This window comes from Acidovorax sp. LjRoot118, assembly GCF_964253575.1.
In the GTDB taxonomy this organism is placed as follows: Bacteria; Pseudomonadota; Gammaproteobacteria; order Burkholderiales; family Burkholderiaceae_C; genus Acidovorax.
This window is the reverse complement of record NZ_CAXURB020000001.1, coordinates 3,888,053-3,902,175: the sequence shown is the minus strand read 5'-3', so window position 1 is coordinate 3,902,175 and position 14,123 is coordinate 3,888,053. Positions and strand designations below refer to the sequence as shown.

Genomic DNA, 14,123 nt, shown 5'->3' with positions numbered 1-14,123 from the left:
ATGCATCTGCTTTCCACGCGACCGGGTGGCTACGTCGAGGACGGGGGCCAGGGCCTGGTGCGCGTGGAGCAGACGCCCGGCGACATCGTCATCCTGAGCGCGGCCGACACCACGCTGTCACTGCTGTCCGACGCTGCAGCCAGCCTGGGGGATGATTTCCCCCGCGTGCGCCTGGCCAACCTGATGTGGCTGCGCCAGCCGGCCTCCACCGACATGTACGTGGACGACGTGCTGCGCCATGCGCGCGTGGTCGTCATCGACCACCTGGGCAGCCCGAGCGACTGGGCCTATGTGGTCGAACAGGCGATGTCGCTGGCCGGCAAGCGCGGCCAGTGGCTGGCGCTGTTCTCGGGCGACAACGTCGAAGACCCCCAGCTCTTGATGCGCAGCACCGCCTCCCCCGAGGACTGCCACCAACTGTGGCGCTGCCTGCGCGAGGGCGGGCGCGACAACGCGCTGGCCTTCTTCGCGCTGATCGGCCATGCGGCCTTCGGCAGGGGGCCGCGTCCACCTCCGCCCCGGCCGCTGCCGCCGGTGATGGCCTACACACCGGCTGCGGCTGCGCCCTGGGTACCGGGTGCGCCGGTGGCGATGCTGGTGTTCTACCGTGCCCACCTGCAGTCGGGCAACACGGCGGTGTTCGATGCCATGCAGGCAGCGCTGGCGCAGGCGGGGCTCAACACCCTGGCCGTGGCCGTCGATTCGCTCAAGAACCCCGAGAGCCTGGCCGCGCTGCAGTGCATGGCCGCAGAGCAGGGCGTGGGCGTGGTGCTCAACGCCACGAGCTTTGCCGTGGCCTCCATCGACGGCCGTGACGACGAGGACGCGTCAGCGGTCGCCCTCGCCGGCGATGCACCGGTGCTGCAGCTCATCACCGCCGGCTGCTCGCAAGAGCAGTGGCAGGCCGACCCGCATGGCCTGGCGCCGCGCGACCTGGCCATGCAGGTGGTGCTGCCCGAGGTCGACGGGCGCATCGGCGCACGCGCCATCAGCTTCAAGGGCCTGGCCTGGCGCTGCGAGCGCACCGAGGTCGACGTGGTGCGCTACCAGCCCGAACCCGAGCGCATCGCCTTCGTGGCCGAGCTGGCGCGCCGCTGGTGCGTGCTGCGCAGCAAGCCGCATGTGGGCAAGCGTGTGGCGCTCATCCTGGCCAACTACCCCAACGACGATGCGCGCCTGGCCAACGGCGTGGGCCTGGATACACCGGCTTCCACCGTGCTCATCCTGCAGGCGCTGCGCGATGCCGGCTACACCACGGGCGAGCTGCCCGAGGGCGGCGATGCGCTGATCGCGCAGCTGGTGGAGGGCGTGACCAACAACCTCGATGCCAATGCCGACCGCCCTGCGGGCCAGAGCCTGGCCATGGCCGACTACCTGGCCGACTTCGGCGCCCTGCCGCAGGCCAGCCAGGACGCGGTGAACGCCCTGTGGGGCCCGCCCGGCGCAGACCCCATCGTGCGCAGCGGCCGCTTCATGGTGCCGGGAATTCGCCTGGGCAACGTCTTCGTGGGCATACAGCCTGCGCGTGGCCGCGACCTGGACCTGGTGGCCACCTACCACGATGCCGACCTGGTGCCCACGCACGGCTACCTGGCTTTCTACTTCTGGCTGCGCCGCGTGTTCGCGGTGGATGCCGTGGTGCACGTGGGCAAGCACGGCAATCTCGAATGGCTACCGGGCAAGAGCGTGGCGCTGGGCGCCGCCTGCTGGCCCGATGCCATCCTGGGCCCTCTGCCCCACCTGTACCCCTTCATCGTCAACGACCCGGGCGAGGGCAGCCAGGCCAAGCGGCGCACGCAGGCCGTCATCATCGACCACCTGATGCCCGCGCTCACGCGCGCCGAAACCTACGGCCCGCTGCAGCAGCTTGAGCGGGCGATGGACGAATACTACGAAGCCCTGTCGCTCGACCCGCGCCGCGCCAGGCTACTGCGCCAGAGCATCCTCGACCAGGTGCTGCAGCACCGGCTGCACCAGGAACTGGGCTTTGCGCCACCGGCCGACGACGCGCAGCGCGAAGCCCTGCTCGGCCGGCTCGACGCCTACCTGTGCGAGATCAAGGAGTCGCAGATCCGCGACGGCCTGCATATCCTGGGGCGCTCGCCGCAGGCGCGCCAGCGCACCGACACGCTGGTCGCGCTGGCGCGCTTTCCAGGCGGCTCGGCGCCAGGGCAGGGCAGCCTGCTCGTGGCGCTGGCCCGCGACCTGGGCTTGGGCGACTTCGACCCGTTGAACCCCGAGTGGGCGGCGCCCTGGACCGGCCCGCAGCCCGAGGTGTTGCAGGCCCTGGCCGATGAACCCTGGCGCCATGTGGGCCACACACGCGAGCGGCTCGAAAAGCTCGCCGCGCAATGCGTAGAGCAGCACCTGGCGGTGGACGGCGCGGGCCGCATCGCAGGCCCGCCCATGGACTCCGTGCAGTGGCCGCACAGCGCGCAGGTGCTGGCGCGCATGCGCACGGTGCTGGCGCCCCGGCTCGATGCCTGCGGCCCGAACGAGATGGCCCAGTTGCTGCGCGGCTTGGCCGGCCGCTTCGTGCCGCCGGGCCCCAGCGGTGCCCCTTCGCGCGGCCGGCCCGACGTGCTGCCCACGGGCCGCAACTTCTATTCGGTGGACACGCGCGCCGTGCCCACACCCACCGCCTACGGCATGGGCGCGCTGGCGGCGGACCGCGTGGTGGAGCGCCATTTGCAGGACCATGGCAGCTTTCCCACCGCGGTGGGCCTGTCGGTCTGGGGCACCAGCACCATGCGCACGGGCGGCGAGGACATCGGCCAGGCCTTCGCCCTGCTGGGCGTGCGGCCCAAGTGGGCGCCCGGCAGCCACCGCGTGGTGGACATCGAGGTGCTGCCCATGGCGATACGCAACCGCCCGCGCATCGACGTGACGCTGCGCGTGTCGGGCTTTTTCCGCGATGCCTTTCCGGGCGTGATCGACCTGTTCGACACGGCAGTGCGCGCCGTGGCCGCCATCCCCGAAGACGATGAGCCCGACGACGTGAACCCCATCCGCGCCCGCGTGCGGCGTGAGGCGGCTGAAGCCGAAGCGCAAGGCATGGCCACTGAGGATGCACAGCGCCGTGCCACTTGGCGCGTGTTCGGCCCGCGTCCCGGCGGCTACGGCGCCGGCCTGCAGGAGGTGATGGCCAGCGGCCGCTGGATCACCTCGGACGACCTGGCCCAGGCTTACCTGCGTGCGGGCGCCTTCGCCTACGGCCAGGGTGGGCACGGCGAGGCGGCGCGCGCGGCTTTCGAGCAGCGCCTGGCGGCGGTGGACGCGGTGCTGCACAACCAGGACAACCGCGAGCACGACATCCTCGACTCGGACGACTACTACCAGTTCCAGGGCGGCATGGCTGCGGCCGTGCAGCACCTGGCCGGCGCGCCGGCCGCGCTGTACCACGGCGACTTCAGCACGCCCGGGGTGCCGCGCATCCGCACCCTCAGTGAAGAGGTGGCGCGCGTGGTGCGTGCCCGGGCCGTCAACCCCAAGTGGATCGATGGCGTCAAGCGCCACGGCTACAAGGGCGCGTTCGAGATGGCGGCCACGGTGGACTACCTGTTCGCCTTCGACGCGACCACCGGCGTGGTGGGCGATCACCAGTACGCACTGGTGGCCGACGCCTACCTGCACGACGACGCCACGCGCGATTTTCTGCAGCAGCACAACCCGCTGGCCCTGCGCGGAATCGGCGAGCGTTTGCTCGAAGCCATGCAGCGCGGCCTGTGGGCCGAGCCCGGCGAGCACCGCGAGCGCATCGAGCAGCACCTGCTGGAACTCGAACACCGTCTCGAAACCCAGGGCGAAGGACCCTTGCCATGACCGCTTTTTCTTTGTCCCCTGTGCCCGCCACTGCGTTCCCCTTCACCGCCCTGGTCGGCCACGAGGCCCTGCAGCGCGCGCTGCTGCTGGCCGCCATCGACCCCGGCATGGGCGGGGTGCTCATCAGCGGCCCGCGCGGCACGGCCAAGTCCACCTCGGCGCGCGCGCTGGCGGCGCTGCTGCCCGATGCGCCTTTCGTCACGCTGCCCCTGGCCGCCAGCCTGGAGCAACTGGTGGGCACGCTGAACATCGAAGACGTGCTGCGCGACGGCCAGGTGCGCCTGGCGCCCGGCCTGGTGGCGCGTGCACATGGCGGCGTGCTCTATGTGGACGAGGTCAATCTGCTGCCTGATGCGCTGGTGGATTCGCTGCTCGACGTGGCCGCCAGCGGCGTGAACACGGTGGAGCGTGATGGCGTGTCGCACCAGCATGCGGCGCGCTTCGTGCTGGTGGGCACCATGAACCCGGAGGAGGGCGAGCTGCGCCCCCAACTGCTGGACCGCTTCGGCCTGTCGGTGGCCCTGCACAACCCGGCCGATGCGGCCCAGCGCCAGGCCATCGTGCGCGCCCGCCTGGCCTTCGATGCCGACCCCGCGGCCGTGGTGGCGCGGCATGCCGCTGCGCAGGCCGAATTGGCGGCGTCGGTGGCGCGCGCCCGCGCCGCGCTGGCAAGCCTGCAGTGGACCGACGCCGTGGTGCAGCATGCCGCGAATCTGGCCCTGGCCGCCGGGGTGGACGGTATCCGCGCCGACCTGGTGATGCTGCGTGCGGCACGGGCGCTGGCTGCCCTGGAGCAGGCCGACAGTGTGGGTCTGGCGCATGTGGATGCCGTGGCCGAGCTGGCGCTGGCGCACCGCCGAACGGAAAATTCCGCAGGTTCTGCTCCCCCTTCGGGCGCTACGCAGCCACCGCCGCCTTCCTCGTCCAAACCATCGCTTACCAGTGGGCAGGGCCCCGCCTCGTCGCAGAGCGCACCCGAGGGCGACTGGGGCGCACTGCCGCCCGAGCCCCAACCCATGGCGCGCGTGCGCAGCACGGGAGCGTGGCCGCCAAAAAAAGCCTGAGCCACCCCGGCCCGCGCTCTCCTGGTTCAACCAAGACAAGTGCAGGCTGGCGGTGGCAAGCCCCTCGCAATGCCTGGCTGCGCACGCCGCACGCCGTGGTCCGGCCTGCCGACCCAGAGGGCGCGGGCATCGATTGGCTGCGCACGTTGGTGGCCAAGGGCTCGGCGCGCCTGCAGGCCGCGCATTTGCGGCGCCGACCCTCCAGCGCCGTGCAGCCCTGCCTGCACCTGATCGCCCTCGACACCTCGGGCTCCATGCGCCAGGGCGGGCGCCTGGCCTGGGCCAAGGGCTATGCGGCACGCCTGATCGAGCAGGCCGCGCGCGCGGGCGACGACGTGGCCCTGCTGTGCTTCGGCGGCCAGGGCGTGGAGCTGCTGCTCCCCCCCGGCCCCGCACGCACGGCCGGCACGGCCCGCGTGCGCCCGCTGGGCGGCGGTGGTGGCACACCCCTGGCGGCGGGCCTGGCCGAGGCCGAGCGCTTGCTGCGCACCACGCGGCGCCAGCGCGGCGCGGGCGCACCCTCGTGCCTGTGGCTGCTGACCGATGGCCGCACGCTGGAACAGCCCGCCGCGCCCGCTGCGGCCACGCATGTTGTGGTCGTGGATTTCGACGATCCGCTGCGGCCCGTGGGGCGGTGTGCCGCCTGGGCCCAGCGCTGGCAGGCGGAGCACCGCCTGCCCGAACCCCTTTCCTCCTAGAACCACGAGCTTTTCCTGATGTCCGACACCGCATCCCCGATGCCATTCCCCACTGACGTGATCGTCTGCACCACCTGCCGCCCGGCCGGCGCCTCGCGCGAGTTGCCGGCCGACGGTGAGCTGCTGTTTGAGGCCGTGCAGGTGGCCCAGCTCGAAGACGACACCGGCGCCTGGGCCCAGGTGCGCGTGCGCGGCGTGGCCTGCCTGAGCAGTTGCGGGCGCGCCTGCTCGGTCGCCTTCCAGGCCCCTGGCAAGCACACCTTCGTGTTCGGCGACCTCCAGCCCGACGAAGAAACGGCGCGCCATGTGCTGGAGTGCGGCGCCATGCACGCCCGCGCCAGCGACGGCATGCTCAACCGCAACGAGCGGCCCGCGCGCCTCAAGAGTGGCATCGTGGCCCGGCTGCCGCCCTTCACGGCCTGACTCTCTGTACCATGCGTGCCGCCATGATGTATTGCCTTGACGCTCCCCGCACCAGTGCTCTGTCACTGCCGGAGGGCCCATGCTCGGTCTGATCGATCTGCTGCTGCCTGGCATGCATTGGGATGCCCTGCGCGTGCTGATCTGGGTGCCCTTCGTGGCCCTGGCCCTCGACTGGTGGCGCGGCGAGCCGCCGGTGGCCGCGCACCCCGTGGTGTGGATGGGCAAGGCCCTGCACTGGTGCGGCGAGCGCTGGGCGCCGCTGGCGCCCGTGCCGCGCGATTTCAGGGCCTTCTGGTGCATGGCGCTGGCCTGGTGCGTGCTTGCGGGTGTAGTGATGGCCGCGGCTTGGGGCCTGCAGTGGCTGGCGCTGCGCTTTCATGACGTGATCGCGGCAGCGCTGCTGGGGGTGTTGCTCAAGCCGATGTTGTCCTGGCGCATGCTGCACGACGAGGTGCTGGCCGTGGAGGCAGCCCTGGCCCGCTCGCTGCCCGAGGGACGCGCGCAACTGGCGCGCCTGGTGAGCCGCGACGTGAGCGAACTCACGGCCGAGCAGGTGCGCGAGTCGGCCATCGAGTCGCTGGCCGAGAACCTCAACGATTCGGTCGTGGCGCCGCTGTTCTGGTTCGTGCTGCTGGGCCTGCCGGGCGCAGCGCTGTACCGCCTGGCCAATACGGCCGATGCCATGTGGGGCTACCCCGGCATGCGCGGCGGGCGCTACTGGCAGTGGGCCGGCAAGTGGGCTGCGCGCGCAGACGACGTGCTCTCGTGGCTGCCCGCACGCATCACCGCATTGCTGCTCGCCGTGCTGGCGCGCGGCCTGCCGCCGGCCACCCTGGCACGCCAGGCGCGCCGCACGCCGTCGCCCAACAGCGGCTGGCCCATGGCGGCCATGGCGCTGGCGCTGGGCGTGCGGCTCGGCAAACCCGGGGTGTATGTGCTCAATGCCAGTGCACGCGACCCCGGTCCGCTCGATACCCGGCGCGCGGCCAAGCTCGGCTCGCTGGTGGCGCTGTCGCTGATCCCGTTGGCAGTGGGCGCCCACCTGCTGATCACCATCGTGTCTGCATGGGTAGGTGCATGAGCTTGCAGGCCATGCCACCGCACCCCCATGGCGGCCCCGATGCGCTTGGGGCGCCGGTGCACGATTTCTCTACCAACAGCAATGCCTGCGGCCCTTGCCCCGAGGCCCTGCAGGCCGTGCAGCAGGCCGATGCCACGCGCTACCCCGACCCGCATTACACGGCGCTGCGGGAGGCGCTTGGCGTCTTTCATGGCGTAGCGGCCGAGCGCATCGTGCTGGCGGCCAGCTCCAGCGAGTTCATCCACCGCGTCACGGCGCTGGCGGTGCAGCAGGGTGCCGTGCAGGTGGGCCTGCCGTTGCACAGTTACGGCGACTATGCCCAGGCCGCGCAGGCGCGCGGGCTCGCGCTGGTGCGTTCGGCAGGCGCCGCACCTGGGCTGCAATGGGCCTGCGAGCCATCGAGCCCGCTGGGTCGGGAGGACGCTGCCCTGCGCGAGTGGGCGCATGCCCCGGCAGACGGCGGCGCCACGCTGCGCGTGCTCGACTGCGCCTACGCCCCGCTGCGCCTGGAAGCCGATGGCATGGGCCCCTGGGCCGGCTCGCCCGCACTGCCGCCCATGCCCTGCTGGCAGCTGTGGACCCCCAACAAGGCCCTGGGCCTGACGGGCGTGCGCGCCGCCTATGCCGTGGCGCCCGAGGGCGCCGAGGACGAGGTGCAGGCGCTGCTGGCCTTGGCCCCCTCATGGGCCGTGGGCGCGCATGGCGTGGCCCTGCTGCAGGCATGGGTGCAGCCCGATGTGCAGCGCTGGCTGGTACACAGCCTTGCTACCCTGCGCGACTGGAAGCAGCGCCAGCTCACCCTGTGCATGGACCTGGGCTGGGGCGTGCATGCGGGCAGCCTGGCCAACTATTTCTGCGCGCAGCCTGCCTGTGCCGATCTATCCGATGCGCTGGCGGCCCTGCGTGCGGCGGGCATCAAGCTGCGCGATGCCGCCTCGTTCGGCCTGCCCGGCGCCGTGCGCATGGGCGTGCTGGCACCGGGGGCGCAAGATGCCTTGCGCGCCGCATGGCCCGCCGCCATGGCCGTACGATCTGGTGCACAACCCAAGGAGATCACCCCCCGATGAGAACCATCACCGTCACCCGCTATGTCACGCCGCTGCGTGAAGGCGGCTCCATGCCCGCCGTGGTCGAAGGCGACGACCTGGGGCTGTACGTGCTCAAGTTCCGTGGCGCAGGGCAGGGCGTGCGCGCCCTGCTGGCCGAGATGATCTCGGGCGGCATTGCCCAGGCGCTGGGCCTGCCCATCCCCGAGATCGTGCTCGCCGGGCTCGACACGGGCCTGGCCCAGACCGAGCCCGACCCCGAGATCCAGGACCTGGTGCGCGCCAGCGGCGGCCTCAATGTGGGCCTCGACTACCTGTCGGGCGCGCTCAACTTCGATCCCGCGGTGGACATGGTCAGCGACGAGTTCGCCTCGCGCCTGGTGTGGTTCGATGCCCTGGTGGCCAATGTGGACCGCACGGCGCGCAACACCAACCTGCTCATGTGGCACAGGAAGCCCTGGCTCATCGACCATGGTGCCTCGCTCACCTTCCACCATGCCTGGAACGGCGCGGTGGCGCAGCCGGCCAAGCCTTTCCCGCCGATTGCCGACCATGTGCTGCTGCCCCAGGCCTCGGCGCTGGCCCAGGTGGATGGCGAGCTGGCGGCGCTGCTCACGCGCGAGGTGCTTGCCGGCATCCTGGCTGATGTGCCCGACGAGTTCCTGGCCATCGCCGGTGCCGAGCACACAGAAGGCCCGCTGGCTGCACCGGCCAGCCACCGCCAGGCCTATGTGGACCACTTCTGCGCCCGCCTGGAAGGGCGCGAGGCCTGGCTGAAAGGAGCCATCGATGCACGCGGCTGAGGTGTACGACTACGCCATCGTGCGCGTGGTGCCGCGCGTGGAGCGCGAGGAATTCATCAACGCCGGCGTGATCCTCTCGTGCCAGAAGAGCGGCTTCCTGCAGGCCGCCATTGCCCTGGATGAGGAGCGCCTGCTGGCGATGGACCCGCATGTGGACATCGACACCGTGCGCCGCCACTTGGCGGCCATCGTCGCCATCTGCGCGGGCGACGCGGGCTGCGGACCGATTGCGCAGCTGCCTTTTCGCCAGCGCTTTCACTGGCTCACGGCCAGGCGCAGTGCCATCATCCAGACCTCGCCGGCGCACACCGGGCGCTGCACCGACGCGGCGGCGGCGCTCGAACACATCATGGACCGCATGGTGCGGCCTTTGCCTTGAGCGCTTCCAACCTCCCCCGCCTGGCACGCTGCGTGATGGTGCTTGGCACCACCAGCGGCGCCGGCAAGAGCTGGCTGGCCACGGCGCTGTGCCGCTGGTACTGCAACCAGGGCTACAAGGTCGCGCCCTTCAAGGCGCAGAACATGAGCAACAACGCGCGCGTGGTCGCCAGCGACCACGGCCATGGTGAGATCGGCAGTGCCCAGTATTTCCAGGCGATTGCTGCGCGCACCGTGCCCGACGTGCGCATGAACCCGCTGCTGCTCAAGCCCGAGGCCGACACCCACAGCCAGGTGGTGCTGATGGGCCAGGTGAGCGCCGAGCTCACGGCGCTGCCCTGGCGTGGCCGCAGCGAGCGCGTTTGGCCACAGATCGCCGCCGCGCTCGACGCGCTGCGCGCCGAGAACGACGTGGTGGTGATCGAAGGGGCAGGCTCGCCCGCCGAGATCAACCTGCACGCCAGCGATGTGGTCAACATGCGCGTGGCGCGCCACGGCGGCGCACGCTGCCTGCTGGTGACCGACATCGACCGGGGCGGCGCCTTTGCCCACCTGTACGGCACCTGGGCCCTGCTGCCCGAGGACGAGCGCGCGCTGATCTACGGTTTCGTGCTCAACCGCTTTCGCGGCGATGCCACGCTGCTCGCGCCCGCGCCGCAGATGCTGCAGGAGCTGACCGGCGTGCCCACCGTGGCCACCATCCCCATGCAATGGCACCACGGCCTGCCCGAGGAAGACGGCGTGTTCGACGACCGCAGCACCGCGGGAGGGGCCGTGCACACGACGGTGGCCGTGATTGCCTACCCCCGCATCAGCAACCTCGACGAATTCCAGCCGCTCAAGAACGTGCCCGGCGTGCGCCTGGTGTGGGTGCGCAGCCCCGCCGGGCTGGCAGGACTGAAGGCTACCGACTGGGTCATCCTGCCCGGCTCCAAGGCCACTGCGGCCGACCTGGCCTGGCTGCGTGCGCAAGGGCTCGATGAGGCCATTGCTGCGCATGCGGGGCAGGGCGGCAGTGTGCTCGGCGTGTGCGGCGGCCTGCAGATGCTGGGCGAGGCACTGATCGACACCGCTGGCATCGACGGCAACGCGCCAGGTCTCGGCCTGCTGCCCCTGGTCACCACCTTCGAGCCCGCCAAGACCGTGCGCCGCACCACCGCGCGCTTCGGTACGCTGCAGGGTGCCTGGGCGGCACTGTCGGGCGTCGAGGCCAGCGGCTACGAGATCCACCACGGCCAGACCGCACAGCACCCGGCCATGGCGGCCGGTGGCGACGTGGCGCGCGAGGTAGTGCCTGGCCTGGCCTGGCAGAACGGCGCGGGCAATGTGCTCGGCCTGTACCTGCACGGCCTGCTCGAAGACCCCGCCGCGCTGCAGGCCTTGTTTGGCCGCGAGGGCGCGGCCCCCGTTCCCACGCTCGACGCCGTGATGGAGGGCCTGGCCCGCACGGTGGATGCCCATTTCGAACCCGGCGTATTGAGCGCACTTGTGGCCTGAATTCACTTTCCTTTGTCTGACGAACCCATGTCCCTCTCTATCCCCACCATCGCCGACATCACCGACGCCCCCCTCACGGCGCGCCTGCAGCACATCCTCGACTTCAAGACCAAGCCCCTGGGCTCGCTGGGCCGGCTCGAAGCGCTGGCGCTGCGCATCGGCCAGGTGCTGGGCACCGAGGCGCCCCAGTTGGTGCAGCCGCAGATGCTGGTCTGCGCGGGTGACCACGGCATCGCCGCGCGCGGCGTGTCGGCCTTTCCGAGCGACGTGACCTGGCAGATGGTGGAGAACTTCCTGACCGGCGGCGCGGCCGTGAGCGTGCTCGCACGCCAGCACGGCCTGGCCCTCACGGTGGTGGACTGCGGCGTGGCCAAGCCGATTGCCGAGCGCGATACGCCCCCGGGTGCGCCGCGGCTGCTGGTGCGCAAGGTCGCGCCCGGCACGGCCGACGCGTCGGCGGGCCCGGCCATGACGGCTGAGCAGTGCGGCCAGGCCATCGCCAATGGCATGGAGGTGGTGCGCGGCCTGCCAGGCAATGCGCTGCTGCTGGGCGAGATGGGCATTGCCAACACCTCGGTGGCCTCGCTGCTGCTGGCGCGCCTGGCCGGCCTGCCCCTGACCGAGGTGACGGGCGCAGGCACGGGCCTGGACGCCGCCGGCATAGCGCGCAAGCGCGCCGTGCTGCAGCAGGCCATGGACGTGAATGCCGAGGCCACCAATCCTCTGGATGCGCTGGCCGCCCTGGGCGGCTACGAGGTGGCCACCCTGGTGGGCATCGTGCTGCAGGCCGCGGCCGAGCGCCGGGTCATCGTCGTCGATGGCTTCATCACCAGCGCCGCCGTGCTGGTGGCCAGCCGCCTGCAGCCGGCCGTGCTGCAGCGCTGCGTTTTTGCGCACCGCTCGGGCGAGCGCGGCCACAGCCTGATGCTGGCGCAGATGCAGGCCGAGCCCCTGCTGGATCTGGGCCTGCGCCTGGGCGAAGGCTCGGGCGCGGCGCTGGCCTGGCCGCTGCTGCAATCGGCCTGCGCGGTGCTGGCCGAGATGGCCAGTTTTGAATCCGCAGGGGTGGACAACCGCAGCTGAGCCGGGGGCCGCTCAGTCCCCCGCGCATTCGAGCTGGCCGGCGCGCGGATTCTCCCCCTGTCGGCCGGGGCCAGGTCCCGTCGCGGGCAAGCCGTAGACGGCCTTCTGGTTCGCGCTATCGGTCACCTTCACCCCCTGCGCGTCGAAGATCCACGCATCCCAGTAGTTGACCGGCACCACCTGTGGCACCTTGGCTGACGCGAGGAAGTCGCGCAGCAGGGGCTGCTCGTTGGGATCGTAGGGGAAGTGCAGACCGTACTCAAGCTTGAACTCTGACACTGAGTTGGCCCGCACACCGAGGTGGTGGGGCATGAATGTCTTGACCTTGAACTCGGGCACGACGATGCGCGCCTGCGTCACCACGCGTGACTCCGGCCCGCCCTGCCACAGGTCCAGGCTGGTCGCGCCCGCAGCCGCCATGGCGGCCTTGAGGTTGTCCAAGGGCGAGCCGTAGGTCACGCCATTGGCCACGCGCGGGGTGGTCAGGTCCTTGCCGCCGGCACCGCTGTCGGACACGAACAGCTGCAGCGGCTCGGCGCGGGCGCGGGTCTTCGCGCTGACCAGGAAGCCGAAGGTCTCCGGGTCGTTGGTGCCGTTGCCAAAGGCCGTGCAGCCCGAGACGCTGTGCACCCAGCGCACCACGCGGATGGTGACGGCGTCGTTCATGCGCACTGTCTCGCCGCCCTTGAGCGTGGTGCACTGGCTGGCGGGCAGGCCCACCTTGGCCATGGCACTGCAGACCGCTGCAGGGGCATAGACCGGCTTGCCCGTTTGCCGGGCCCACTCGGGGACCTGCACGCCATGGTCCCCATGTTCGTGGCCGACGAGGATGGCGTCGATGCCTCCGCGCATCTTGATGGCCTGCAGGGCCTTGGCCACGGATGGGGTGTTGGCGGTAGGGTTGGCGGTGAAGTCCGAGATCGTCTCGCCGTCAACCAGGATGCCGGTATCGCCAATCTGGTAGTGCCAGTTGGTGATGCCGAACCAGGTCATGCGCATGTTTTCGGGCAGGTCGGGGTCGGATCCGCCGCAGGCCAGCAAAAGGGCGGCAGAAAGGCACGCGCCGGTCGTCCCGAGTCGGGTCCAGTTTTTGGGTTTCATCTTGTCTCCAGGTCGCGGCAATATCACCGTCTGCCCTGAAGGCTAGGGACGTGAAGCTGTCAATCTGCTTTCAGGGTTGGCGCGTGCCAGGGTCAGAAAGCGATCTGAAAGCCGCCGTGGTCCATCATCGCGCGCGACAACGGTTGTCAGGAGCGCCGCTTGCGTACCTTGGGCGCAGGTGCCAGCGGCTTCTGGTGGTGCGCACACAGCAGGTCGATCAGCGACTGCGCATACGCCGGCATGCGCGCCTCCTCGCGCACCAGGATGTAGCGCTCGCGCACGCTCCAGGCGTCTTCCAGGTCGATCAGCACCAGGCCCATGGGGGCGAGGTAGCGCCGGGCGGCGCTCTCGGGCACGATGCCGATGCCCACGCCGGCACCGATCATGCGGCACATGGCGTCGAAGCTCGATAGCTGCACGCGCAGCTTCTGCGGCTGGCCCAGTTGCTCGGTCACCTGGGCCAGGAAGGTCTGCAGCGTGCTGGCCGGGTGCATGCCCACCATGGGCTCGTCCAGCGTTTCGGAAAAAGCCATGCGCCGGCGCCGCGCAAAACGGTGGCCACGCGGCACCACCAGCGCCAGCCGGTCGGTGCTGAAGTGGATGGCGGTGAGGCCCAGCGTGTCCACCTGGCCGGCGACGATGCCGATGTCGGCGCGCCCGTCGAGCACACCGCGCGGGATCTCGGCATTCGGTTTTTCCTGAAGCTCCACGTTCACGCGCGGATTGGCCGCGAGGAAGGCGGGCAGGATCTCGGGCATGAAGTCCGTCACCGCCGTGGTGTTGGCGAACACCCGCACATGGCCGGGCAGGCCGCCGCTGTACTCCTGCAGGTCGGCGCGCAACTGCTCGGTCTGGCGCAGCACGCCGCGTGCGTGGTGCAAGAAGGCCTCGCCCGCAGGCGTGGGGCGCATGCCGCGCGCTTCGCGGTACAGCAGCGGCATGCCCGCCTGCTGCTCCAGCGCCTTGATGCGCGCACTGGCCGCTGCCAGCGACAGGTGCCGCGCCGCTGCGGCGCGGGAGAGGGCGCCTTGCTCGGCTGTGAGCACGAATAGGCGCAGGTCGGTCAGGTCGAATTGCATGGCGCCATGGTACTGCGTGGCCCGCCGAGCTTTCGGTTTTGACGAAGG

General features: G+C 70.9%; 12 protein-coding genes. 10 read left to right on the top strand and 2 right to left on the bottom strand.

The genetic code is table 11. The features are described 5' to 3' along the window. The 10 genes from cobN (at position 1) to cobT (ending at position 11,895) form a co-directional block, all read left to right on the top strand. The gene (gene cobN / locus ACSQ9E_RS18445) at positions 1–3,822 is read left to right on the top strand and encodes a cobaltochelatase subunit CobN (RefSeq protein ID WP_436218775.1); all 3,822 of its coding nucleotides are present in this window, start codon (positions 1–3) and stop codon (positions 3,820–3,822) included. After that, a complete protein-coding gene (locus ACSQ9E_RS18440) occupies positions 3,819–4,886 on the top strand; it encodes an ATP-binding protein (RefSeq protein ID WP_436218774.1) in 1,068 nt (355 codons plus the stop codon). The genes cobN and ACSQ9E_RS18440 overlap by 4 nt, the downstream gene beginning before the upstream one ends. Further along, the gene (locus ACSQ9E_RS18435; protein ID WP_436179097.1) at positions 4,865–5,584 is read left to right on the top strand and encodes a vWA domain-containing protein; all 720 of its coding nucleotides are present in this window, start codon (positions 4,865–4,867) and stop codon (positions 5,582–5,584) included. Before ACSQ9E_RS18440 ends, ACSQ9E_RS18435 begins: the two co-directional genes overlap by 22 nt. Before the next feature lie 39 nt (positions 5,585–5,623). Beyond that, positions 5,624–6,007 (top strand): DUF1636 family protein, encoded by a 384-nt coding sequence (locus tag ACSQ9E_RS18430; RefSeq protein ID WP_057264334.1) that lies wholly within the window; start codon positions 5,624–5,626, stop codon positions 6,005–6,007. A 79-nt stretch (positions 6,008–6,086) separates the two neighbouring features. Beyond that, positions 6,087–7,088, top strand: a complete 1,002-nt coding sequence (gene cbiB / locus ACSQ9E_RS18425) for an adenosylcobinamide-phosphate synthase CbiB (protein WP_436218773.1) — start codon at positions 6,087–6,089, stop codon at positions 7,086–7,088. Between the two features lie 11 nt (positions 7,089–7,099). Continuing rightward, positions 7,100–8,155 carry an aminotransferase class I/II-fold pyridoxal phosphate-dependent enzyme gene (locus ACSQ9E_RS18420; RefSeq protein WP_436218772.1) on the top strand — a complete coding sequence of 352 codons (1,056 nt, stop codon included), beginning with the start codon at positions 7,100–7,102 and terminating at the stop codon, positions 8,153–8,155. After that, positions 8,152–8,937 carry a HipA family kinase gene (locus tag ACSQ9E_RS18415; RefSeq protein WP_436218771.1) on the top strand — a complete coding sequence of 262 codons (786 nt, stop codon included), beginning with the start codon at positions 8,152–8,154 and terminating at the stop codon, positions 8,935–8,937. Before ACSQ9E_RS18420 ends, ACSQ9E_RS18415 begins: the two co-directional genes overlap by 4 nt. Then, a complete protein-coding gene (locus ACSQ9E_RS18410; protein ID WP_322593178.1) occupies positions 8,924–9,316 on the top strand; it encodes a DUF3037 domain-containing protein in 393 nt (130 codons plus the stop codon). Before ACSQ9E_RS18415 ends, ACSQ9E_RS18410 begins: the two co-directional genes overlap by 14 nt. Positions 9,317–9,351: 35 nt before the next feature. After that, the gene (locus ACSQ9E_RS18405; RefSeq protein ID WP_436220236.1) at positions 9,352–10,812 is read left to right on the top strand and encodes a cobyric acid synthase; all 1,461 of its coding nucleotides are present in this window, start codon (positions 9,352–9,354) and stop codon (positions 10,810–10,812) included. 27 nt (positions 10,813–10,839) lie between these two features. Further along, positions 10,840–11,895: a nicotinate-nucleotide--dimethylbenzimidazole phosphoribosyltransferase gene (cobT, locus tag ACSQ9E_RS18400; protein ID WP_436218770.1), complete on the top strand. Its 1,056-nt coding sequence runs from the start codon at positions 10,840–10,842 to the stop codon at positions 11,893–11,895. 12 nt (positions 11,896–11,907) lie between these two features. Here the strand turns inward: cobT and ACSQ9E_RS18395 are convergent, their stop codons facing one another. Together ACSQ9E_RS18395 and ACSQ9E_RS18390 are read right to left on the bottom strand one after the other, a co-directional pair. Beyond that, entirely contained in the window at positions 11,908–12,996 is a 1,089-nt protein-coding gene (locus ACSQ9E_RS18395; protein ID WP_436218769.1) for an MBL fold metallo-hydrolase, read from the bottom strand. 146 nt (positions 12,997–13,142) lie between these two features. Continuing rightward, the gene (locus ACSQ9E_RS18390) at positions 13,143–14,075 is read right to left on the bottom strand and encodes a LysR family transcriptional regulator (protein WP_436218768.1); all 933 of its coding nucleotides are present in this window, start codon (positions 14,073–14,075) and stop codon (positions 13,143–13,145) included. Positions 14,076–14,123: the final 48 nt, after the last annotated feature.

What these genes read in the sequence shown, in the direction of transcription:
- cobN (WP_436218775.1), top strand. Translation starts at nt 1, where the DNA reads ATGCATCTGCTTTCCACGCGACCGGGTGGCTACGTCGAGGACGGGGGC.
- ACSQ9E_RS18440 (WP_436218774.1), top strand. Translation starts at nt 3,819, where the DNA reads ATGACCGCTTTTTCTTTGTCCCCTGTGCCCGCCACTGCGTTCCCCTTC.
- ACSQ9E_RS18430 (WP_057264334.1), top strand. Translation starts at nt 5,624, where the DNA reads ATGCCATTCCCCACTGACGTGATCGTCTGCACCACCTGCCGCCCGGCC.
- cbiB (WP_436218773.1), top strand. Translation starts at nt 6,087, where the DNA reads ATGCTCGGTCTGATCGATCTGCTGCTGCCTGGCATGCATTGGGATGCC.
- ACSQ9E_RS18420 (WP_436218772.1), top strand. Translation starts at nt 7,100, where the DNA reads ATGCCACCGCACCCCCATGGCGGCCCCGATGCGCTTGGGGCGCCGGTG.
- ACSQ9E_RS18415 (WP_436218771.1), top strand. Translation starts at nt 8,152, where the DNA reads ATGAGAACCATCACCGTCACCCGCTATGTCACGCCGCTGCGTGAAGGC.
- ACSQ9E_RS18410 (WP_322593178.1), top strand. Translation starts at nt 8,924, where the DNA reads ATGCACGCGGCTGAGGTGTACGACTACGCCATCGTGCGCGTGGTGCCG.
- ACSQ9E_RS18405 (WP_436220236.1), top strand. Translation starts at nt 9,352, where the DNA reads ATGGTGCTTGGCACCACCAGCGGCGCCGGCAAGAGCTGGCTGGCCACG.
- cobT (WP_436218770.1), top strand. Translation starts at nt 10,840, where the DNA reads ATGTCCCTCTCTATCCCCACCATCGCCGACATCACCGACGCCCCCCTC.
- ACSQ9E_RS18395 (WP_436218769.1), bottom strand. Translation starts at nt 12,996, where the DNA reads ATGAAACCCAAAAACTGGACCCGACTCGGGACGACCGGCGCGTGCCTT.
- ACSQ9E_RS18390 (WP_436218768.1), bottom strand. Translation starts at nt 14,075, where the DNA reads ATGCAATTCGACCTGACCGACCTGCGCCTATTCGTGCTCACAGCCGAG.